We start from the raw sequence: 19,732 nt of genomic DNA on the forward strand, positions 1-19,732 counted from the left end.
GCCCAACGGCGACACGATTCCTGCTGCCCTGAAGCGGCCGGCGGGAGTTCCAAGGAAAGGACGCCTACGTGCGTAAGGTTTTTCAGGAAGAGCTTACCCAAGTCGGTGACCAGCTGGTGGAGATTTCCCGGCTGGTCAGCGAAGCGATGGCCAAGGCCACTACCTCCTTCCAGGTAGCGGACGTGGATCTCGCCCAGGACGTCATCGCAGCCGATGCGCGCATTGACTTCCTGCAGAACAGCCTGGATGAGCGGGCAATCGACATTCTGGCGCTGCAGGGCCCCGTCGCCAGCGACCTGCGCATGATCGTGGGTTCCCTCCGGATGAGCGCCTCCCTGGAGCGGATGGGCGATCTGGCCCGCCACATCGCCCAGCTGGCCCGCCTCCGCTACCCCTCCATGGTGATTCCGGAGTCCATGACGGACACGTTCAACCGGATGGCCGAACTGGACCAGGAAATCGCGGACAAGCTGACGGTACTGCTGGAGAGCCGCGACCTTGAGGTGGCCCGGGACATCCTTAAGGCCAACACCGCCATCAATGATCTGCACCTGAGCGTGTTCAAGGCCATCGCGGCTCCCGACTGGTCCGGGTCGCCCGTCACCACCGTGGACGTAGCCCTTGCCAGCCGTTACTTCGAGCGGTTCGCGGACCACGGCGTTTCCGTCGCCCAGAAGGTGACCTACCTGGTCACAGGCGCGTGGCAGCCGAACGCCACCGAGCACAGCTAAGCCAAGTAGAACAACGACGGCGGGCTGGTCACCTGAGGTGGCCAGCCCGCCGTCGTCGTTTCACCTTTGACGCAGCGCGTTCTTCGGCCGGAGTGCGTCTAAGGGTGGGCCCACTACGTCAGGGTTCCCTGGCCGAGCTTGCGAGGTCAGGGAGACGTTGGGGCGAACGACCGAGCACCCGGCGGAGAACGCGAAGTCTTATTTCTTGCCCTGGTTGGCAACGGCCAGGATGGCCTGCTCTGCGGCCTCGGGATCGAGGTAGGTGCCGCCCGGCTTGATCGGCTGGAAGTCCTCGTCGAGGTCGTACACCAGCGGGATGCCGGTGGGGATGTTCAGGCCGGCGATGGCCTCGTCGCTGATGCCGTCCAGGTGCTTGACCAGAGCCCGGAGCGAGTTGCCGTGTGCGGTGACCAGGACGGTCTTGCCGGCCTTGAGGTCTTCCTTGATGTCCGATTCCCAGTAGGGCAGGAGCCGCACCAGGACGTCCTTCAGGCACTCGGTGCGCGGGAGGGCATCGCCCAGGTCCGCGTAGCGGGGATCGTGCGCCTGCGAGAACTCGGAGTCATCGGACAGCGGCGGCGGCGGGGTGTCGTAGGAGCGGCGCCATTCCATGAACTGCTCCTCGCCGAACTCGGCCAGGGTCTGGGCCTTGTCCTTGCCCTGCAGCGCACCGTAGTGGCGTTCGTTCAGGCGCCAGTCGCGCTTGACCGGGATCCAGCCGCGGTCCGCCTTGTCCAGGGCGATATTGGCCGTGTTGATGGCCCGCTTCAGCAGGGAGGTGTAGAGCACGTCCGGGAGGATGTTGTTCTCTACCAGCAGCTCACCTCCGCGCGCTGCTTCCGCGCGGCCCTGGTCGTTCAGGTCAACGTCCACCCAGCCGGTGAACAGGTTCTTGGCGTTCCATTCGCTGTGGCCGTGGCGCAGCAGAATCAGCTTGTAAGTCATGATTTTCATCCTAGCCGAGCAGTGTTGCCGCCCGCCCAGCGTTACAAGGCGGCCCCACGATGGCGGCCAGCGAAGATAGGGTTGTGCGGTGGTTCAAAAGGCTGAACGGGTCAATGCCCCGCAACTTTCCGGCAGGTCCGCCGTCGCCAGGCAGGGGCGGCCGGTGGGCAACGTGACCCGCGGCACCACCAATCCCAACCGGATGCGCCGCGTGGACCGCTGGCTGGCCGGACCCCAGGCCTGGCGGCTGAGGAGGGCATCCGAGCCGCTCGTGGTGGACCTGGGCTATGGCGCAACGCCGGCAACCGCCGTCGAACTTTATGAAAGGCTCGCCGTGGTCCGGCCTGACGTGCGCGTCTGCGGCATTGAAATTGAGCCGGAGCGCGTCCGGGCGGCGATTCCGCTGCAGCGTCCCGGACTGACGTTCCACGTGGGCGGCTTTGAATTGCCTGTTCCCGGGCGCCCCGTCCTGGTCCGGGCCTTCAACGTCCTGCGGCAGTACGAAGAGGCTGACGTAGCGGGGATTTGGCGGCTGGTGCAGGACCGGTTGGCGCCTGGCGGCCTGTTCGTCGACGGCACGTGTGATGAGATCGGGCGGCGCGTGACCTGGGTGGCGCTGGACCGGGACCGCCCGCTGTCCCTCAGCATCTCCGTCCGATTCGGGAGCTTCGACCTGCCATCCGACGTCGCCGAACGGCTTCCCAAAGCCCTGATTCACCGCAACGTCCCCGGCGAACCTGTTCACACTTTCATGCAGGCGATGGACCGGGCTTGGCTTGGGAGCGCGGCGCTGGCCCCTTTTGGCAACAGGCAGCGCTGGGTAGGCATGTGCAGGAGCCTGCGCACCGCAGGGTGGCCGATCCAGGACGGACCGGGCAGGTGGCGGCTGGGTGAGCTGACGGTGGACTGGGAGTCCGTGGCGCCGTTACATGCGGCCGGGTGATGAACGGGCCCAGGCCGGCAGGGTCACCAGGGGCCGTAGGGACCCATGTTGCGGCTGCCGCCCCGGCCGGCGTCCTTCACTGCAGGCCGGACATCGGCCAGGTAAACGGAGGCTGCTACGACAGCGGCGAGCCCGAACAGGCCGAGGGTGCTGAAGATGCCTCCACCAGCGCCCAGCAGCGAGATCAGGCCCACGGCGGTTGCACCACCGGTGAGGGCAAGCCAGAAGGTCTTGGTCCGCTTGCCGGTGGCTTCGAAGGCGTTGGGCCGGTGGCGGAGGCAGTCCACAAAAGCCCACAGTTCAAGCCCCAAGGCCACCAGGCCAAGGATGAAGAACACTGCCTGCTCCACGTACGCAATGATTATTCGACCGTCCACAATCCCAGCCTAGCCGCCAAGAGTGTCCAGCGCCTGCTTAAGGTCAGCCCACAGGTCCTCAACGTTTTCCACCCCGACGCTCAGGCGCACCAGGTTCTCCGGCACGCTGGTGGGTTCGGCCGAGTGCCGGCGCCGGCGCTCGATGAGGGACTCCACCCCGCCAAGGGACGTCGCCGGCAGCCAGAGTTCCAGGGCCTGCACCAGTTTGTCGGCGGCATCAGCACCGCTAAGGCCTGCGGCAGGCGCCACCTGGATGCAGATGATGGAGCCGAATCCCTTCATCTGCTCCTTGGCGCGGACGTGCCCGGGGTCGGTGCTGAGGCCGGGGAACCGGATCGATTCGATGGCGGGGTGCGCGGCAAGGCGTTCCGCCAGGACCATGGCTGACTCCTGGGACCGCTCTACGCGCAGCGCAAGGGTCCGCAGGCCGCGCAACGCCAGCCATGCTTCAAAGGGACCGGCGATGGCGCCGTGGATGATGCGGTGGTGGAGGAGCGTGGCGCGGATGTCGGGATTGGAGGTGACCAGCGCGCCGAGGACGACGTCGGAGTGCCCGGCCAGGTACTTGGTCACCGAGTGGAGGACGACGTCGGATCCCAGCAACAGGGGCTGCTGGACCAAGGGGGTGGAGAAGGTGTTGTCCGTAACGACGATTGCGCCGGCGGCGTGGGCGGCCTCTGCGACCGCGGACATATCGGCGATTCCGAGCATGGGGTTGGTGGGGCTTTCGAGCCACAGCATGGCCGCCGCCTTCGCGGACGGTCCCGTGGGTGCCAGTGCTTCCCTAACGGCATCGGTATCGGCGATGTCCACGGTCCGGAGCTCGATGAAGCCTTTTTGGGCCAGTTCCGAGGCCATCACCAGCGAACCGGAGTAGCTGTGGTTGGGCATGACCAGCACGCCCCCTGCGGGAATCAGCGACAGCGCAGAACTAACCGCCGCAAGCCCCGATGCGTACAGCAGGCCGGGAAGCCCGGATCCTTCAAGCTGGCCCAGCGCCTCTTCGAAAGGGTCCCAGGTGGGGTTGGAATAGCGGCCATACCCCCGGTCGCCGTCGCCGAGGGGGCCGGTACCGAAGTAGGTGGAGGAAAGGGTGATGGGAGGATTGACCGGCTGGTCCCTTTCCCGCGGCGGCCGACCCGCTGCCACCACCACGGTCTCGGGTGACAAGGACGCGGTCTGGTGCTCGGAAAGACTCATGGTGCAAAGCGTACTGTTCCCGCTTGATCTGCCGCCAAGCGGTGACGTTTTGTGGACGGCGGCCCCTACACCCGTCCTGCACAGGCGCCGGCTGGAGGCCGGAAATGTCCCCATGCCTCGGTAGGCTTAAGAAGTGAACAACCAAAGGGCCGGATTATTCATCGCATTCGAAGGTGGCGATGGCGCCGGCAAGTCCACCCAGGCTGCCCGTCTCGCGGCCGCGTTGGAATCCCAGGGCCATACAGTGCTGCGTACCCGTGAACCCGGCGGAACCCCCATCGGGGAAAAATTGCGCTCGCTGGTGCTGGACCACGGCAATGGCGAGATTGACGCCCACACGGAAGCGCTCATCTTTGCCGCGTCCCGTGCCGCCCACGCCGCCCAGGTCATCCGACCGGCACTTGGCCGCGGCGAGATCGTGCTGACTGACCGCTACATCGACTCCTCGGTCGCCTACCAGGGGGCCGGCCGAAACCTTGGACAGGACAACGTCCAGTCCCTCAACCAGTGGGCCACCTCGGGCCTGCAGCCACACCTCACGGTCCTCCTGGACGTGGACCCTCGGCTTGGCCGCGAGCGCCGGACCGCCGGGCAGGCAGCTGAGGACCGCCTCGAATCCGAGGCTGACGAATTCCATACCCGAATCCGGGGCGCCTTCCTGGACCTCGCCGCGGGCCGCCCCGAGTCCTACCTGGTACTCCCTGCCCAGCTGCCGGCCGACGACCTGGCGGCCCGGATCCTCGCCCGGGTGGAAACCCTGCTTGATGCGCCCACCCCGGCGGCAGGGCACGCTCCCGTGCCGCAACTGGCGGTACCTGAAGCAGCGACGGACGGCGGTGGGGCGTGACCGTTTGGGATGACCTCCAGGGCCAGCCCGCCGTCGTCGAACAACTGCGCCAGGCCGCAAGCGGCGAAAGCCTGACGCACGCCTGGCTGTTCACGGGGCCGCCGGGCTCCGGCCGCTCCAACGCCGCCAAGGCCTTCACCGCCGCACTGAACTGCGACCAGGAGGACGTCAGCCTCCGTGGCTGCGGGCAGTGCCAGGCGTGCCACACGATCCTGGGCGAAACCCATTCGGATGTTACGTTCGTGCGCACCGAAAAGGTCACCATCACCATTGATGAGGCCCGGGAACTGGTGGCGGCGGCAGGCAACCGGCCATCATCAGGGCGCTGGCGGATCATCGTCGTGGAGGACGCCGACCGCATGGCCGAGCGGACCACCAACGTACTGCTCAAGGCCATCGAGGAACCCACGCCGCGGACTATCTGGATGCTTTGCGCGCCGTCCCCCGCCGACGTCCTGGTCACCATCCGCTCCCGCTGCCGGAGTGTAGCTTTACGGCTGCCGCCGGCCTCGGACGTTGCAGCCCTGCTGGTGCGGCGTGACGGCGTGGACCCTGCCCTTGCGGAGCAGGCAGCCCGGGCAGCGCAGAGCCATGTGGGTATTGCCCGCCGGCTGGCCAGGGATCCAGCGGCAAGGGAACGCCGGCTGGAAACGGTCCGTTTTCCGCTTGGCCTCCGCGGCGTCACAGCGGCGGTCATGATGGCGGACAAGCTGGTGAAGATCGCCACCGCCGAGGCCAACAGCTCCAACGAGGAACGGGACGCAGCGGAAAAGGCCGCCCTCCTCGCAACGCTGGGGGCGCCCGAATCGGGCACGCTGCCCCCGGCCATGCGCGGCCAGCTGAAGCAACTCGAGGACGACCAGAAACGGCGGGCCAAGAGATCCATTACGGACTCCCTGGACCGTACGCTCACCGATTTACTGTCCTTCTACCGGGACGTGCTGATCATCCAACTGGGGAACGCGGTGGAACTGGTCAACGTTGAGCTGAGGAGTGAGCTGGAAGAGTTCGCCGCCCGCAGCACTCCTGAAACCACCCTGGCCCGCATGGATGCCATCAACAAAGCCCGCGAACGCATCACCACCACCAACGTTGCCCCGCTGCTGACCATCGAGTCCATGGCGGCCAGCTTGATCCAGCCCTCCAAGGAGACCCGATGACTGCCCGCCCCCTGTCCGCACGCCACAGGTCCCTGGCGGTCGCCGTCCGCGCCGCGGGAGCAATGGCCCTGGCCATGGTCCTGGCCTCGTGCAGTCTGCTCAACGGCGGCGACAAGAACCCGCCGGAGGCGGCCACGGCCAAAGCCGACCCCTCGATCGTGGCGTCGGCCCCCGCGGGGCTGGAAAAGTTTTACTCCCAGGAAGTCGTGTGGCAGCCCTGCGAAGGGGAATTCCAGTGTGCCAAGGTGACGGTGCCCATGGACTATGCCAATCCGGGCGGCGACACTATCCAGCTTGCCGCTTTGCGGGCGCCCAGCACAGGCAAGAAGACCGGCAGCCTCCTGGTCAATCCCGGCGGTCCGGGTGCCTCCGGGTACGACTTCGTCAAGGACGCGGCCGCAACCCATTTCTCAGCCGGTGTACGCAACGCCTATGACCTCGTCGGCTTTGATCCGCGAGGCGTCAAGCGCTCCGCTCCCGTAACCTGCATGACCGACGCGGAACGTGATGCGGCCCGGGCCAAGATCTATGCCCTCGAAACCGACGCCGGACTCAAAACGGCGCTGGCTGACAACAAGGCGATCGCTGACCAGTGTGCGGCGCAAACCGGCCCGGTCCTGGGCCACATCGACACCGTCAGCGCCGCCAAGGACCTGGACGTACTCCGGGCCGTGGTGAACGACTCCAAGCTGAACTACCTTGGCTACTCCTACGGCACCTTCCTGGGCTCCACCTACGCATCGCTCTTCCCTGACAACGTGGGCCGCATGGTCCTCGATGGGGCTTTGGACCCGTCCATCAGCAACGAGGACCTGACCAGCGGCCAGGCCCGGGCCTTCGAAAAAGCACTGCACAGCTACGTCGCCAGTTGCCAGAAGCAGGGCAAGTGCCCCTTGAGCGGTGATGTCGACTCCGGAGTGCAGCAGATCCGGGACCTGATCAACGCCGTGCAGCAGACGCCCCGCACTGCCAAGGACGGGCGCTTGGTCAACGCCACCATGTTCGTCAGCGGCCTGATCACCCCGCTCTACAACGACCAAAGCTGGCCGGCCCTCACGCAGGCGCTGGAGGCGGCGATGTCCGGAGACGTCAGCCTCATGCTCCGGCTGGCCGATCTGGGCGCCGACCGCGGCTCCGACGGGAAATACACCTCCAATTCAACGTTCGCCTTCAACGCGATCAACTGCCTGGACTACCCCATGGTTTCGGACGCTGCAGGTATGCGGGCCGAAGAGAAGCGGCTGGAACAGGACTCGCCCACCCTTGGCTACTTCTTTGCCTACGGCGGCACCACCTGCGCAGACTGGCCCTACAAGAACGTCCGCACCCCGGCGCCGGTCGAATACACCGGGGACTCTCCGATCGTGGTCATCGGTACCACGGGTGACCCCGCTACCCCCGTTGACTGGGCAGCCTCACTCCGCAAGCAACTGGGCAACGCCTCCCTGCTGACGTGGAGGGGCGAAGGACACACCGCCTACGGGCGGGCAAACAGCTGCCTCGAGGATTCGGTGGACAACTACCTGGTGAACGGCAAGGTTCCGGCCGACAATACGGTCTGCTGATCGCCCCGGGAGCCGCCGCACCTCCCATTTTGACCGGGGCGCGGAGACTCCATTACAGTTGACTCTTGCATGAGGCGCCCGGTTCCGCCGGGGATTTCGTGCGGTGCTTCCTTAGCTCAGTCGGTAGAGCGTTTCACTCGTAATGAAAAGGTCATCAGTTCGATTCTGATAGGAAGCTCGGGATAAACCCCGGACAGCCCCTGGTTCCAGGGGTTTCCGGGGTTTTTCGCTGGTTAAGCGGTTGGTGTTTGCTGTTCGCGGGGCCCACTGATGGTCCCGCACGGACCCCTTGAAAAACTGCAGGTCACGGTCAGTTACCGGGCTCATCCATCTTCGAGCGGATAAAGTCCTGGTCCTCGCGGGACATCGGGGCCTCTCCGTGCATCCCGGTGGGCAGGTTCTCCCCCGTCTCCTTCGAGATCACAGCCGTGATGGTTCTTGGGAGGATCTGGCATCCCGGATTGTCCATGAACCACTTCCGGGTGGCCGGATCGAGCCGGCCCCAGCGATCTTTGAGATTCATTTCCTGCGCTGCCTCCTTGCTCTCCTCCCGGTGCGAAAGTCGCCCGGGAGCGGGCGCCGTGCCCATTTCAACCCACAAGTAAACCCGGCCCCTAAAAAAGCCCACAGGGGCTAAAGTCCCGGTATTTGCAGCTTTCCGGCGCGGGGCACTTGGTGGAGACAGCCGATTGCGGAACCAGTGCCGTTAAGAAAGCGACAAGATACTCCCGCCAAACCATTCGCGGCACCGCGGCGGTGTTAACCTCGCGGCTTACGGGCGTCGGCTTCCCCAGCCCTGGAGTGAGGCCCGTGTCGGGACCAGCAGAGGGGAGAAACCCGTGACTGCTTCTATCCAGCACTCCATACCGGAAAGCGTTCCCCGCCCTTCGCAGGACGCGGCGCCACGGAGCCCTTTGATCCGTTGGTTGCTTGAAAACCGCGTCCAGCAACCGGAAGGCTTCGAAGCCCCGGAACACGAAGACGGACAACAACGCTGGTGGAAGGTCATGTGCCTCACCGGCGTCGACTACTTCTCCACACTGTCCTATTTGCCGGGAATCGCCGCCCTTGCTGCCGGCGCGTTGTCTCCGCTGGCCACACTGCTCATTGTCGCCCTGACGCTTTTCGGCATGCTGCCCATGTATCGCAGGGTGGCCGCTGAAAGCCCCCACGGCCAAGGCTCAGTGGCCATGCTTGAAAAGCTCCTGCCCTTCTGGCGCGGCAAGGTCTTCGTCCTGGTACTGCTCGGGTTTGTAGCTACATCCTGGATCATCACCATTACGCTCTCTGCGGCGGACGCCACGGTCCACCTGCTCGAAAACCCCTTCCTCCCGTCCTTCCTCAAAGGACAGGCGGTACCCATTACCGTCCTCCTGCTGGTCATCCTGGGCGGGGTGTTCCTGCTCGGGTTCTCGGAGGCCGTAGCGGTCGCAATACCCCTGGTGGGGGTCTTCCTGCTGCTGAATGCCGTGGTCATCGGTTCAGGCATCGCCGATATCTTCGCCGATCCGGGACCGTTGAATTCATGGAGCGGGTCACTGACGGCCCAGGGAACAGGTCTGGGCGGCATCGCAGGCCCGTCACTCCTGGCCTTCCCCCTACTGGTCCTGGGACTGTCGGGATTCGAAACGGGCGTCAGCATGATGCCATTGATCGCATCCCGGGGCGCCACTGGCGAAGACAGGCTAAATGGGCGCATCCGAAATACACGCAAGCTGCTCACCACTGCGGCGCTGATCATGAGCGTCTACCTCATCGGCAGCAGTTTCGTGACCACTGTCCTCATCCCCGCCGAAGCATTCCAGCCGGGCGGGGCAGCCAATGGCCGTGCCCTCGCATACCTCGCCCACGAACGCTTGGGCAGCGTGTTCGGATCCGCATATGACATCAGCAGCATCCTTATCCTCTGGTTCGCCGGGGCGTCGGCAATGGCCGGGCTCATCAACATCGTCCCGCGCTATCTGCCGTCATATGGCATGGCGCCTGAATGGACCCGTGCTGTCAGGCCGGTGGTGCTGGTCTACACCACGGTCAGCATCCACATCACAGTAGGATTCCGGGCGGATGTAAACGCCCAGGCCGGTGCGTACGCAACAGGAATCCTGGTGATGATGGTGTCCGCAGCCATAGCTGTGCTGATCTCGGCCATCCAGCGGAAACACGCCGGAGCCGTAACAGGCTTCACCCTGCTGACGCTGGTGATGCTCTATGCACTGGGCGCCAACGTAATCGAGAAGCCGGACGGCATCACCATCTCCGCCTTCTTCATCCTCGGCATCATCACCGTGTCACTCGTATCAAGGGTCAGCAGGACCACCGAACTCCGCGTGGACAGTATCGAATTCGATGCAACTGCACGCCGCTTCATCAAGGACTCCCTGGACTACGACGGGCGCCTGACCCTGATAGCCAACAAACCGCAGGCGCGTGACGTCGCCGAGTATGACCGGAAATCGGCCGACCAGCAGGACAGCAACCCAACTCCCTGGACCGCCGACGTGATCTTCCTTGAAATCGATGTCACCGATCCCTCGGGCTTCAGCAAGGTACTGGTTGTCAGGGGCGTCGAGGTGGGTGACCACCGCGTTCTGCGTGTACAGAGTCCCGCCCCGCCGAATGCCATCGCAGCCATCCTGCTGGCACTGCGGGACGCCACCGGTGTCATTCCGCAGGGCTACTTCGAGTGGTCCGAAGGAAACCCGCTGGCGCACCTGATGCGGTACCTGCTCCTCGGCCAGGGCGACACTCCCCCTGTGGTACGCGAAATCATCCGCCGAAACGAACCCGATCCCCGGCGCCGTCCCGGCATCCACGTCGGATACCGGTGCACTGCACCCTCCTACCGCCCTTTGTTACGACCGACGCCCCGTTGGGCGGCGGGGTTCAGGAAACGGCAAGTCCGGCAAGGTATCCTCCCGTCATGACTCCCCGCATCCAGGCCGCTGTTCCGCGCGCTGCAGCCTGCACCGCTGCGTCCTGGCAGGGGTCGTAGCAGTGGAACCGAACGCGCCCCGTCACCTTGGCCAGGACGGCAAGGGCCCCGGCCGGAGGGCCGTCCTGCTGGCAGCAGTGCTCACCTTGTCGTCCGCCGTCCCGGACCTGCAGCCGCATCCGAAGCAGGCGGCCGGAACGCAGAGCGAAAGCGCGGCGCCCGATATAGCCCCGCCCGGCGATCTTTCCCCTCCAGTGATACACACAGGCCCGGACGGTGACGAGCCTGCACCGGCCACGCCAACGCCGACGCCTGTCCCCTCACGCCCGCAGATCGTCGAAACCTACGGTAAGCACCAGGCCCGCTATTGGGGCCTGGAGGCTCCAGGCGTGCTGACGCGGCTGCCGCCCGGCCAACAAGGCATCGCTCTCACCTTCGACTTTTGCGGCGGCTCCGGCGGCAACGGCTACGACCAGGCCCTTCTGGACACCCTGCGCCAGCGCCACGTGCCCGCCACCCTCTTCCTTAACTCGAGGTGGATCACGGCCAACCCCGCCATGGCCCGGCAGTTGGCAGCCGATCCGCTTTTCGAAGTTGCCAACCACGGCACGTCGCATAAGCCGCTGTCCACCACCGGCAACTCCGCCTATGGAATCCCGGGCACAAAGAACGCCGGCGAGGTCTACGACGAAATCATGCCGAATGACGGTCTCCTTGCCGGCCTGACGGGCAAGCGTCCCAGATACTTCCGCCCGGGCACCGCGTACATGGACGACGTCGCTATGGACATCCTCGGTACATTGGGTGTGAAAGCGGCCGGCTTCAGCATCAATGGCGACGGCGGCGCAACGTTTCCCTCCGCCGTCGTAGCCAAAGAAGTGGGAAAGGCCCGGGCGGGCGACGTGGTGATCTGCCACGGCAACCACCCCAACGGCGGAACGGCCGAAGGCGTAAAACAGGCGTTGGACAAGCTGCTGGCAGCCGGAATGTCCTTCACCCACCTACCCTGAGAGCTCATGCCCGATGCCGGTGGCGGCCTGCCTGCTGATCCGATACGTTGACAGGGAAGCCCTGCCCACCACCGCGCGGCTGGACCGCGGTCCAGCCGCAGCCAGACGTTAGGAATTCCCATGCCGGAACAGCACAACACGCCCGCAATCGGGTGGGTCCCTGCCTGGGCGGATCTTCTGGGACGCACTGCCGAGGCAGCCGATGCAGGATTCGTTGTCGGGGGCGAACCCGGACAGGTGGTAGAAGGTCAGGAGTACGTTGCACTCTGGCCGGGCCAGGACGCGGAGGAGTTCGCCGCCAAGGCAGCTGGCGAAGGGGGCCGCCTGACCCTGCTTTGCGCTGACGCCGGCAGTGCTGATGGTTTGGCCCCAGGCGGCCTCACCCGGGCGTCCGAGAGGGTTCTGCTCATGGCACCCACGGCCGAATTGAACACGGATGTGGAGCTGCCTGAGAACTCCCAAGTGGCCTTGGCCCCCATGGAGACCTACGACGCCGTCGAAATAACGGTCTTTGACCGCCCGGTGGCCCGGGGACGTGTCCAGGTGCGGGACGACTTCGCCACCGTGGCCATCACGGAAGTTCCCGAGGGTCCGGAGAAGGAGATGTTCGAGCGCGGATTGTTCGCAGCCATGGCCGAGGAGGCTTTCCTCCACGGCGCGGAGTACCTGCACATGGTTGTTGAGCCGGATGCTGCCGGCCACTTCGAGGAGTCCGGGTGGACCGAAGCGGGCCGCCTGGTGGGTTTCGACAAGAACTAACGACGGCGGCTTGGCCCACCAGCCTCTTCCTGCGGGCAATATCCACTTCTAATATCGACTCATGGTTTTACCTCGGGGAGCCGTGCTCCGCGACCGGCGTGGTGATGCGCTGCGGGTTTGGTGGGACGCCTTCCGGGTGCACCGGCGGGGTCCGGAAGCGGTCCGCGCCCGCCAGCGGGAGCGGCTGGCCGATCAGGTGGCCTTTGCACGCGAACACTCGCCGTTTTACCGGGAGCTTTACCAGGCGCTGCCGGGACGGGTCGACGACCCCGCGGTATTGCCCGTAACGGACAAGCGGCAAATGATGGCCCGGTTCGATGACACCCTCACGGATCCGGCGGTCACACGCGCGGGCGTGGAGGCATTCGTGGCGGATCCGGCCCGGATTGGGGAGCGGTTCGCCGGCGAGTACCTGGTGGCCACCACGGCCGGCACCACGGGAACCCGTGGCTTGTTCGTGCTGGATGACCGCTACTGGGCGGTGACGTCAGGCATGATGGCCCAGCTAAGCGCAGGCTGGCTGTCGCCGGCCCAGCTGGTGCGGCTGATGGTCCGCGGCGGCCGCTTTGCAACGGTTGTCGCAACCGGCGGCCACTTCCTTTCTGTAGCCGCCGGGACCCGGGAGCGGCGGGAAAAGCCGCGGCGCCACCGCCGGCTGAGGATCTTTTCCGTCCATCGGCCACTGCCGGAGCTGGTGGCCGGCCTTAACCTGGTGCGGCCGGTTTTGCTGGGAGGCTACGCGAGCATCCTTCGCCTGCTGGCAACTGAGCAGGAAAGCGGGCGGCTGCGCCTGCACCCCACTCTGGTGGTCAGCACGGCCGAGGGCCTTCCGCCGGGAGAGCCTGAGCGCATCCAACGGGCTTTCTCGGCCCCCGTGCGGGAGGTTTACGGGTGCACCGAGTCCAGCTACGCAGCGGCCAGCTGCGAAGAGGGCTGGCTGCACCTTCTTGAGGACTGGGTAATCCTGGAACCTGTCGATGCCGACCACCGCCCTGTTCCACCAGGAGTGGTCTCACACACGGTACTTATGACTAACCTGGCAAACCGGGTCCAGCCCATCCTCCGCTACGACGTAGGTGACCGGGTGCTGGTGAAGCCCGACGCGTGCGAGTGCGGCAACCCGGCCCCGGCCTTGAAGGTGGAAGGCCGCGCCTCTGACGTGCTTACCTTCCCCGCCGCCGACCGCCAGGGCCGTATCGCAGTGCCCCCGCTGGCCCTGGGCACCGTTATCGACAGGACACCGGGAGTGGAACTGTTCCAGATAGTCCAGTCGGCTCCCGCCCGGCTATCGGTGCGGCTGCTTCCCGAACCGGGCACGGACCCGGATCAGGTGCGAAGGTCGGTAGTGGAAGGGCTGGCAGCACTGCTCACCGGACTCGGCTTGGCCCACATCGCGGTGGAGGCTGACGCAGAACCTCCCGAGCAGTCGGCGGGCGGGAAGTTCCGCACGGTCATTCCGCTGCCGCCCACCAACACCCAGGAATTCCCGTCACCGTGACAAGCGCAGGAGACGCCGCGGGCAGCGTGGGAAGCCAGGAACTGCAGGTGCGGTTCGAGCGCTTCCAGGCCAGGTTCCCCATCCGTTCCGTGCAGTTGGGGCCGGCGGCATGGAACTACCTGGATACCGGCGGGCAGGGGCCGGTGCTGCTGATGCTCCCGGGTGGAACCTACCGCCCGGACAACTATTTTCAGCTCATCGAGGACCTCGCCCGGGACCACCGCATCCTTGCCCCCGCCTACCCAGCAGTCCATCCGTTGCCCTTGGTGGTGGCCGGCCTGACGGCGCTGCTCGACTATGCAGGGGTTGGGAGCGCCACGGTGTGCGGGTGGTCCTACGGCGGCTATGTGGCCCAGGTCTTTGCCAAGGAGGCTCCAAGCCGGGTGCGGAACCTGGTGCTGGCGGAGACCGGCACCAGGCACATCTTCGGCCTGACCACCATGCGCGTCTTCGCCGCGGTGTTCGCACGCCTGCCCTTGCGCGCCAAGCAGTCGTTCACCCGGCGGCTGTGGCGGCGCTGGTCCAGCGCTGTGCCTGAAAGCCGGGAATTCTGGGACCGCCGGTTGGAGGAGGAACTTCAGCAGATAAGCAACCTCCAGCACACCGCCGGGGTGGCCAACATGATCGACTTCATGGCGCACTACACCCCCTCCCCCGGGTGGCTCGCACCGTGGAAGGGGCGTGTGCTGATCCTGCAGTCCGCTGGCGACGAAGCTTTTTCAGCCGACCGGCAGGCTGAACTGCGGGCGGCCTACCCCGACGCCGTAGTGCGCACCATCACCGGCGGCCACACGGCCCTGTTCAGCAATCCGGGCTGGTTTACCTGGCACATCCGGGATTTTGACGGCTAGTCCGGCCTGCCCACCACCACCTGTGCCGGGCTGTGGGTCACGTAGCCATTGGCCCAGGAGAACAAGGCCCGGACTTTCTGCTGGAAGCCGGGCAGCAGGGCAAGGTGCACCGCCAGCCACGAAACGAACGCCAGCGGGCCCTGCAGTTGCAGTCGCCGGCGGCCCAGTTCCGCTACGGCTGCGCCGCGTCCCACCATGGCCATGTAGCCCTTGTCCCAGTAGCGGAAGGGCTCCCGGACACCGCCGGTAAGGTCTGCGTAGATGTTGCGGGCCGCCCACTTGCCCGATTGCTGTGCCACGGACCCAAGCTGCGGGAGCTTGTTTCCGTCGGCATCGGTGATGTTGGCCGAATCACCCAGGACGTAGACACCTTCGAGGTCGGGGGCTGTCAGGTCAGGCTGTACGTCCACCCGGCCGCCCCTGCCCTGCTTCAGGCCGGACTCCGTAATGATCCGGCCGGCCTGCAGTCCGCCGGCCCATACGACGATGCGTGCAGGGATGACCGTCCCGTCCTTGAGGGTAACCCCGTCCGGCCGGACTTCACCCACCGCGGTGCCCATGTGCAGCTGAACACCCAGCTTGGTCAGCCGGTCCCGCGCGTACGCCTGGGACTTTTCAGAAAAAGCAGCCAGCACGTTGGGAACCATGTCCACCAGGTGCACGTGGCACCGGGCGGCCAGCCCCGGCGAGAAGTACTTCGGCACAAGGTACTTGACGTTTTCCGCAAGTGCGCCGGCGGTCTCCACCCCGGTTGGGCCACCGCCCACCACGATCACGTCGGCGTCTGCCGAGGGTTCCCGGTCAGCCTCGTCCATCACCGCTGTTATCGCGGCGCTGAGCCGCGTTGCGTCCGCCACCGAGTACAGCGGGTAGGCGTGCTCATCAGCGCCCGGCGTATTGAAGAAGTTGGGCACCGCGCCAGTGGCAATGACCAGGGCCCGCGACCGGTAATTGGCGCCGTCCGCGGTGGTGACGGTGCGGCTGGCCGCGTCGATGGCGGTCACCTCCGCCGTCAGGACACGGACATTGTTGATCCTGCGGAACTCGGACCGAAGCGGCCGGGTGACTGCCGAGACGCCAATCTGGGATGCAGCCACCTGGTAGAGGAGCGGCTGGAACTGCTGGTAATTGTTGGCATCGAGCAGCAACACCCGGACGCCCTTGCGGCCTAACTCCTCAGCCGCCGTCTTTCCGGCAAAACCGCCGCCAACCACGATGACCTGATATGAATCGTCCATTCGTGCAACATACCCCTCCCGGCGGGCGAGTAACAGGGTGCCCGGCCGCTGCGTTATGGCGGACATCTTGTCCCGGGCCGGGCGGGCAACCTTCAAAACCCTGCCCTCCCGGCACCTAAGATGGCGGCATGGAAGACGAAGCCCTGGCGGACATCGCGGACAGGCTCTATGCCGGGACGCTGGACGGCTTCGTCGCGGCCCGGGCGGCCGCCGCCCAGGAGGTTGCCCGCCAGGACAAAGGCCTGGCTGCAGCGGTCCGCGGCCTGCCCAAGCCGTCCGTAGCCGCGTGGGCCCTGAACATGCTTGCTCGGCACCGGCCGGACGTGTTGGACGGTCTCGCCGATCTCGGGACGCGCATGCAGGCCGCGCAGGAGTCGCTGGATGCTCCTGCCCTCCGGGAACTGGGCCGGGAGCGGCGCACCATGCTGGCTGACGCCGTCGACATTGCCCGCTCTGTTGCCCGGGAACAGGGCCGTTCGCTCAGTGACGTGATGGCCTCGGACGTGGAGGAGACCCTCCGGGCCCTGACGGCGGACCGGGGTGCGGCCAACGCCGTCGGCAGTGGCCGGCTGCTGAAGGTCCTGTCCGCCGACGGCGTCAACGACGTCGACCTGGAGGGGGCGGTGGCCCTCCCCGGGCTGCTTCCCGCGGCTCCGTCCAGCCGCCCCGTGAGCACTCCCCCCTCTGCACAGAAGGCACAGGCCGCAGCAGCAGCGAAAAAACGGACGACGCCGGAACCCGCCTCCCAGCCAAAGCCCACCAGGCCACGGCTCGAGGCAGTGCGGCAGACCCCACGGCCAGCCTCGCCACCGGCGCTGGAAAAGGCCAAAGCGGCCCTGGCCGAAGCCCAGTCCGCCGAAGATGAGGCGGCACGCCTGGCCGGCGAACTGCAGGACCAGGAGGAGCAGGCCAGGACGGAAATCGCGGAACTGCAGCAGGAAACGGTTGAGCTGCGCAGCCGGCTTAAAGCCGCCGAAGACCGCCTGGAGCGATCCCGCAAGCGCCTTGCGGCGACGTCCGCGGAAGCAAAGCAGGCGGCGCGGGCGGCGGACAAGGCCAGCCGGACCGCTGTGCTGGCACAGGAACGGGTGCTCCGGCTGGGCAGTGACTGAGGCGCGGAAAAAGCCCATGGCCGCTCCCTCTCCCGCAGGCCGTTCGCGGGACCTACTCTGGAGCTATGGATGCCGCAGCAGCCCATGCCTTTGCCATTCCGCCGGCAGCAGTACACCGCCCCACCACAGCCCTCGAGGACGCCATCACCCTCGCGGCCGGCGTCTGGCTCCTCATTGGAACCTATGTTGATGGCTGGGCCCACAACAACCTCCGCAACCTCGAGACGTTCTTCACGCCATGGCACGCCGTCCTGTACTCGGGCTTCGCTGCCTGTGCCATCTGGATCGCCTCCCTGACGTGGCGCCGGCACGTCACCGGCACGCGGTGGGTTGAAGCCGTGCCCGCGGGCTACGGGGCTGCGGCGGCCGGCGTCGCCATCTTCCTGGCCTCGGGGATGGGAGACTTCGCGTGGCATTCGGTGCTGGGCATTGAGCAGAACATCAGCGCGCTGTTCAGCCCGTCCCATCTTGGACTTGCCACGGGCGGATTCCTTATCCTCGGTGCGCCGTTCTCGGCAGCATGGCAGTCACCGGTGCGCCCGTGGCCCCGGCTGGTGCCGGCGTTCGTCAGCGCCACGCTCGCCGGGATGGTCGCTGCGTTCATCCTCCAGGAATTCGCCGTCTTTGCCCGCCACGGGCTCGTCCAGACCTACACCACCGCTGCGGGGACGCCGCCCGCGGTGACGGCCCCCACGTCGGCCGGCATCATGATCTCCCTAGCGACTTTCCTGGTCTCGACGGTGGTGCTCTTTGTTCCCGTCCTGTTGCTGTCGCTGCGGTGGCGCCTGCACGCCGTGATCCCCGCGGCAATGACCCTTGTCCCTTCGGCAGCCCTCCAGGTCATGGTGGCGCTGCGGGACGCCTGGCTGGTGCCGGTGGCCCTTGCCGGCGCGGTCCTGGTGGGAGCGGTGTGGGCGGTGGTGCGGCCGGCGCCGGACCGTCCCGGCAGGCTCATGGCTGTGGCAGGCCTCTCCCCAGTCGTTTTTTGGGCACCCTATTTCGCCGGCGCGGCGCTCCGGGACGGCTCCCTGAGCTTCTCCCCCGAGATCTGGAGCGGAACGCTCGTCTGGACCGGGCTGGGAATGCTGGCACTGGCGGCTCTCATGTTGAAGGTTCGGGCCGGGACCGGCGCCGACGGAGATCCAGGGACCGGATAGGGGCCCGTCAGGGGCGTCGAATCTGCAGCGGGACCGGCCTCCATCCACAACACGCGGAGGACGGTTCCTCAGAATGTCAGACCCCGGTTGCACACTGGATTCATGGAAAACCAAGCTGTACAGGAATTTCACGTCACGTACTTCGACGCCGACTGTGGCCGGGCCCAGTCAGAGGTCTTCGAGACGCTCGCAGAGGCTGAGCGCTTCGCCTGCCGGCACTGCCACGGCCAGGACAACTGGGCCGTGGTGGACGCCGTCGTGGTGGAGCATATCCAGGTCGCTGCCTAGGAGTCCCACCAAAACGGTGCCCGGGAAAGCCGCGTCGCTGCCAGTGGTTAAAGGCGTCAGCCCGCGCTGCCAGGCATTTGCCGGCAGCGCGGGCTGACGTTGTTTGACGGGAGCCTGCAGGCCACGGTGGGCCCGGCTCCCCGCGTCGCGGGTTAGGCGAAGTCGGAGACCGCGGGATCGGCTCCGATGCGGCCTTCGCCGCTGGCGGTGCGGTCCAGCTTGTTGATGGCCTCAACATCCTCGGCGTCCAGGGACACCTCAAGGGCTGCGAAGTTCTCCTTGATGCGTGACTCGGTCACGGACTTGGGAATAACCACGTTGCCGATCGCCAGGTGCCACGCGATGACCACCTGCGCGGGGGTGGCCTGGTGCTTGTCGGCGATGGACGCGATGGTGGGGTCCTTCAGCAACTCGCCGCCCTGGCCCAGCGGAGACCATGCCTGGGTGAGGATGCCCTTGGAGGCTCCGAACTCACGCAGTTCACCCTGGTTGAAGTAGGGGTGCAGTTCGATCTGGTGGATTGCCGGGACCACGCCCGTCTCGTCGATGATGCGCTGCAGGCCCTCGACGGTGAAGTTGGATACGCCGATGGACTTGACCCGGCCGCGCTTCTGAAGCTCGATCAGCGCCTTCCAGGTGTCAACGTACTTGTCCTGCTTGGGCTGCATCCAGTGGATCAGGTAGAGGTCCAGCGTCTCCAGGCCAAGCCGGTCCATGGACTCCTCGAAGGCGGCGAGGGTTGACTCGTAGCCCTGGTCTGCGTTCCACAGCTTGGTGGTGATGAAGATCTGCTCCGGGGAGAGGCCGGAACCGGCGATGGCGCGGCCCACGCCGGCCTCGTTGCCATAGATCTTGGCCGTATCGATGTGGCGGAAGCCGGCTTCGAAGGCCTGGCGGACAACCTTTTCAGCCACGTCGTCCTCAACCTGCCACACACCGTAGCCGAGCTGGGGAATCGTGTTTCCGTCGTTGAAAGTCAAGGTAGGTGAAGGAGTCATGCTTTCATCCTGCCAAAACAGGGCCCGGGAATGCGCTCGATCCGCGCCTTGTCAGCCAGTCGCGTAACCCCAAAATTCCCAAGCAAATCGGGAATATTTCACTCAGCTGCCAAACGCCGTC

19 protein-coding genes and 1 tRNA gene are annotated in these 19,732 nt (G+C 66.1%); 14 read left to right on the top strand and 6 right to left on the bottom strand.

Annotated features, from left to right (window positions below; genetic code table 11):
- The first annotated feature begins 68 nt into the window (after window positions 1–68).
- On the top strand, window positions 69–731 hold the full coding sequence (gene phoU, locus ACFO0G_RS18045) for a phosphate signaling complex protein PhoU (RefSeq protein ID WP_376979354.1): 663 nt from the start codon (window positions 69–71) through the stop codon (window positions 729–731).
- Between the two features lie 198 nt (window positions 732–929).
- Here the strand turns inward: phoU and ACFO0G_RS18050 are convergent, their stop codons facing one another.
- Window positions 930–1,676 (bottom strand): phosphoglyceromutase, encoded by a 747-nt coding sequence (locus tag ACFO0G_RS18050; protein WP_286401855.1) that lies wholly within the window; start codon window positions 1,674–1,676, stop codon window positions 930–932.
- Window positions 1,677–1,764: 88 nt separating this feature from the next.
- On the opposite strand from ACFO0G_RS18050, the gene ACFO0G_RS18055 reads away from it, so the two are divergent.
- Complete coding sequence (locus tag ACFO0G_RS18055) at window positions 1,765–2,619, top strand: class I SAM-dependent methyltransferase (protein WP_286401853.1); 855 nt, start codon at window positions 1,765–1,767, stop codon at window positions 2,617–2,619.
- A gap of 23 nt (window positions 2,620–2,642) precedes the next feature.
- Here the strand turns inward: ACFO0G_RS18055 and ACFO0G_RS18060 are convergent, their stop codons facing one another.
- Complete coding sequence (locus ACFO0G_RS18060) at window positions 2,643–2,996, bottom strand: DUF2516 family protein (RefSeq protein WP_286401851.1); 354 nt, start codon at window positions 2,994–2,996, stop codon at window positions 2,643–2,645.
- A gap of 9 nt (window positions 2,997–3,005) precedes the next feature.
- Window positions 3,006–4,196 carry a trans-sulfuration enzyme family protein gene (locus tag ACFO0G_RS18065; RefSeq protein ID WP_376979357.1) on the bottom strand — a complete coding sequence of 397 codons (1,191 nt, stop codon included), beginning with the start codon at window positions 4,194–4,196 and terminating at the stop codon, window positions 3,006–3,008.
- A 133-nt stretch (window positions 4,197–4,329) separates the two neighbouring features.
- Between ACFO0G_RS18065 and tmk the strand changes: the two genes are divergently transcribed.
- The 4 genes from tmk to ACFO0G_RS18085 all read left to right on the top strand — a co-directional run bounded on the left by tmk (window position 4,330) and on the right by ACFO0G_RS18085 (window position 7,946).
- Window positions 4,330–5,043: a dTMP kinase gene (tmk, locus tag ACFO0G_RS18070; RefSeq protein ID WP_286401847.1), complete on the top strand. Its 714-nt coding sequence runs from the start codon at window positions 4,330–4,332 to the stop codon at window positions 5,041–5,043.
- Entirely contained in the window at window positions 5,040–6,203 is a 1,164-nt protein-coding gene (locus ACFO0G_RS18075; RefSeq protein ID WP_376979359.1) for a DNA polymerase III subunit delta', read from the top strand. The genes tmk and ACFO0G_RS18075 overlap by 4 nt, the downstream gene beginning before the upstream one ends.
- Entirely contained in the window at window positions 6,200–7,768 is a 1,569-nt protein-coding gene (locus ACFO0G_RS18080) for an alpha/beta hydrolase (RefSeq protein WP_286401843.1), read from the top strand. The genes ACFO0G_RS18075 and ACFO0G_RS18080 overlap by 4 nt, the downstream gene beginning before the upstream one ends.
- 105 nt (window positions 7,769–7,873) lie before the next feature.
- A tRNA-Thr gene (locus ACFO0G_RS18085) sits at window positions 7,874–7,946 on the top strand.
- A gap of 132 nt (window positions 7,947–8,078) precedes the next feature.
- On the opposite strand, the gene ACFO0G_RS18090 is transcribed toward ACFO0G_RS18085, so the two are convergent.
- Entirely contained in the window at window positions 8,079–8,291 is a 213-nt protein-coding gene (locus ACFO0G_RS18090) for a hypothetical protein (protein WP_286401841.1), read from the bottom strand.
- Between the two features lie 316 nt (window positions 8,292–8,607).
- Between ACFO0G_RS18090 and ACFO0G_RS18095 the strand changes: the two genes are divergently transcribed.
- The 5 genes from ACFO0G_RS18095 (at window position 8,608) to ACFO0G_RS18115 (ending at window position 14,818) form a co-directional block, all read left to right on the top strand.
- Window positions 8,608–10,692, top strand: a complete 2,085-nt coding sequence (locus tag ACFO0G_RS18095) for an APC family permease (protein ID WP_376979361.1) — start codon at window positions 8,608–8,610, stop codon at window positions 10,690–10,692.
- A gap of 70 nt (window positions 10,693–10,762) precedes the next feature.
- Window positions 10,763–11,710, top strand: a complete 948-nt coding sequence (locus ACFO0G_RS18100; RefSeq protein WP_286401836.1) for a polysaccharide deacetylase family protein — start codon at window positions 10,763–10,765, stop codon at window positions 11,708–11,710.
- A gap of 120 nt (window positions 11,711–11,830) precedes the next feature.
- Window positions 11,831–12,469, top strand: a complete 639-nt coding sequence (locus ACFO0G_RS18105; protein WP_376979363.1) for a hypothetical protein — start codon at window positions 11,831–11,833, stop codon at window positions 12,467–12,469.
- Between the two features lie 61 nt (window positions 12,470–12,530).
- On the top strand, window positions 12,531–13,967 hold the full coding sequence (locus ACFO0G_RS18110) for a phenylacetate--CoA ligase family protein (RefSeq protein WP_376979365.1): 1,437 nt from the start codon (window positions 12,531–12,533) through the stop codon (window positions 13,965–13,967).
- Window positions 13,964–14,818, top strand: coding sequence for an alpha/beta fold hydrolase (locus ACFO0G_RS18115; RefSeq protein WP_376979367.1), 855 nt, complete (start codon window positions 13,964–13,966; stop codon window positions 14,816–14,818). Before ACFO0G_RS18110 ends, ACFO0G_RS18115 begins: the two co-directional genes overlap by 4 nt.
- Here ACFO0G_RS18115 and ACFO0G_RS18120 read toward each other — a convergent pair.
- On the bottom strand, window positions 14,815–16,056 hold the full coding sequence (locus ACFO0G_RS18120; RefSeq protein WP_376979369.1) for an NAD(P)/FAD-dependent oxidoreductase: 1,242 nt from the start codon (window positions 16,054–16,056) through the stop codon (window positions 14,815–14,817). The genes ACFO0G_RS18115 and ACFO0G_RS18120 overlap by 4 nt on opposite strands.
- Before the next feature lie 128 nt (window positions 16,057–16,184).
- On the opposite strand from ACFO0G_RS18120, the gene ACFO0G_RS18125 reads away from it, so the two are divergent.
- From ACFO0G_RS18125 to ACFO0G_RS18135, 3 genes are all read left to right on the top strand, one after another.
- Window positions 16,185–17,168 carry a hypothetical protein gene (locus tag ACFO0G_RS18125; RefSeq protein WP_376979371.1) on the top strand — a complete coding sequence of 328 codons (984 nt, stop codon included), beginning with the start codon at window positions 16,185–16,187 and terminating at the stop codon, window positions 17,166–17,168.
- A gap of 65 nt (window positions 17,169–17,233) precedes the next feature.
- Complete coding sequence (locus ACFO0G_RS18130) at window positions 17,234–18,325, top strand: hypothetical protein (RefSeq protein ID WP_376979373.1); 1,092 nt, start codon at window positions 17,234–17,236, stop codon at window positions 18,323–18,325.
- 102 nt (window positions 18,326–18,427) lie between these two features.
- Entirely contained in the window at window positions 18,428–18,613 is a 186-nt protein-coding gene (locus tag ACFO0G_RS18135; protein WP_376979375.1) for a hypothetical protein, read from the top strand.
- A gap of 152 nt (window positions 18,614–18,765) precedes the next feature.
- Here the strand turns inward: ACFO0G_RS18135 and ACFO0G_RS18140 are convergent, their stop codons facing one another.
- Complete coding sequence (locus ACFO0G_RS18140; RefSeq protein ID WP_376979377.1) at window positions 18,766–19,611, bottom strand: aldo/keto reductase; 846 nt, start codon at window positions 19,609–19,611, stop codon at window positions 18,766–18,768.
- Between the last annotated feature and the right edge of the window lie 121 nt (window positions 19,612–19,732).

Origin of the sequence: Arthrobacter sedimenti (genome assembly GCF_042652025.1) — a bacterium.
Lineage (GTDB): Bacteria > Actinomycetota > Actinomycetes > Actinomycetales > Micrococcaceae > Arthrobacter > Arthrobacter sedimenti.

What these genes read in the sequence shown, in the direction of transcription:
- ACFO0G_RS18105 (WP_376979363.1), top strand. Translation starts at nt 11,831, where the DNA reads ATGCCGGAACAGCACAACACGCCCGCAATCGGGTGGGTCCCTGCCTGG.
- ACFO0G_RS18140 (WP_376979377.1), bottom strand. Translation starts at nt 19,611, where the DNA reads ATGACTCCTTCACCTACCTTGACTTTCAACGACGGAAACACGATTCCC.
- ACFO0G_RS18120 (WP_376979369.1), bottom strand. Translation starts at nt 16,056, where the DNA reads ATGGACGATTCATATCAGGTCATCGTGGTTGGCGGCGGTTTTGCCGGA.
- ACFO0G_RS18110 (WP_376979365.1), top strand. Translation starts at nt 12,531, where the DNA reads ATGGTTTTACCTCGGGGAGCCGTGCTCCGCGACCGGCGTGGTGATGCG.
- ACFO0G_RS18050 (WP_286401855.1), bottom strand. Translation starts at nt 1,676, where the DNA reads ATGACTTACAAGCTGATTCTGCTGCGCCACGGCCACAGCGAATGGAAC.
- ACFO0G_RS18080 (WP_286401843.1), top strand. Translation starts at nt 6,200, where the DNA reads ATGACTGCCCGCCCCCTGTCCGCACGCCACAGGTCCCTGGCGGTCGCC.
- ACFO0G_RS18130 (WP_376979373.1), top strand. Translation starts at nt 17,234, where the DNA reads ATGGATGCCGCAGCAGCCCATGCCTTTGCCATTCCGCCGGCAGCAGTA.
- ACFO0G_RS18135 (WP_376979375.1), top strand. Translation starts at nt 18,428, where the DNA reads ATGGAAAACCAAGCTGTACAGGAATTTCACGTCACGTACTTCGACGCC.
- ACFO0G_RS18125 (WP_376979371.1), top strand. Translation starts at nt 16,185, where the DNA reads ATGGAAGACGAAGCCCTGGCGGACATCGCGGACAGGCTCTATGCCGGG.
- ACFO0G_RS18090 (WP_286401841.1), bottom strand. Translation starts at nt 8,291, where the DNA reads ATGAATCTCAAAGATCGCTGGGGCCGGCTCGATCCGGCCACCCGGAAG.
- ACFO0G_RS18065 (WP_376979357.1), bottom strand. Translation starts at nt 4,196, where the DNA reads ATGAGTCTTTCCGAGCACCAGACCGCGTCCTTGTCACCCGAGACCGTG.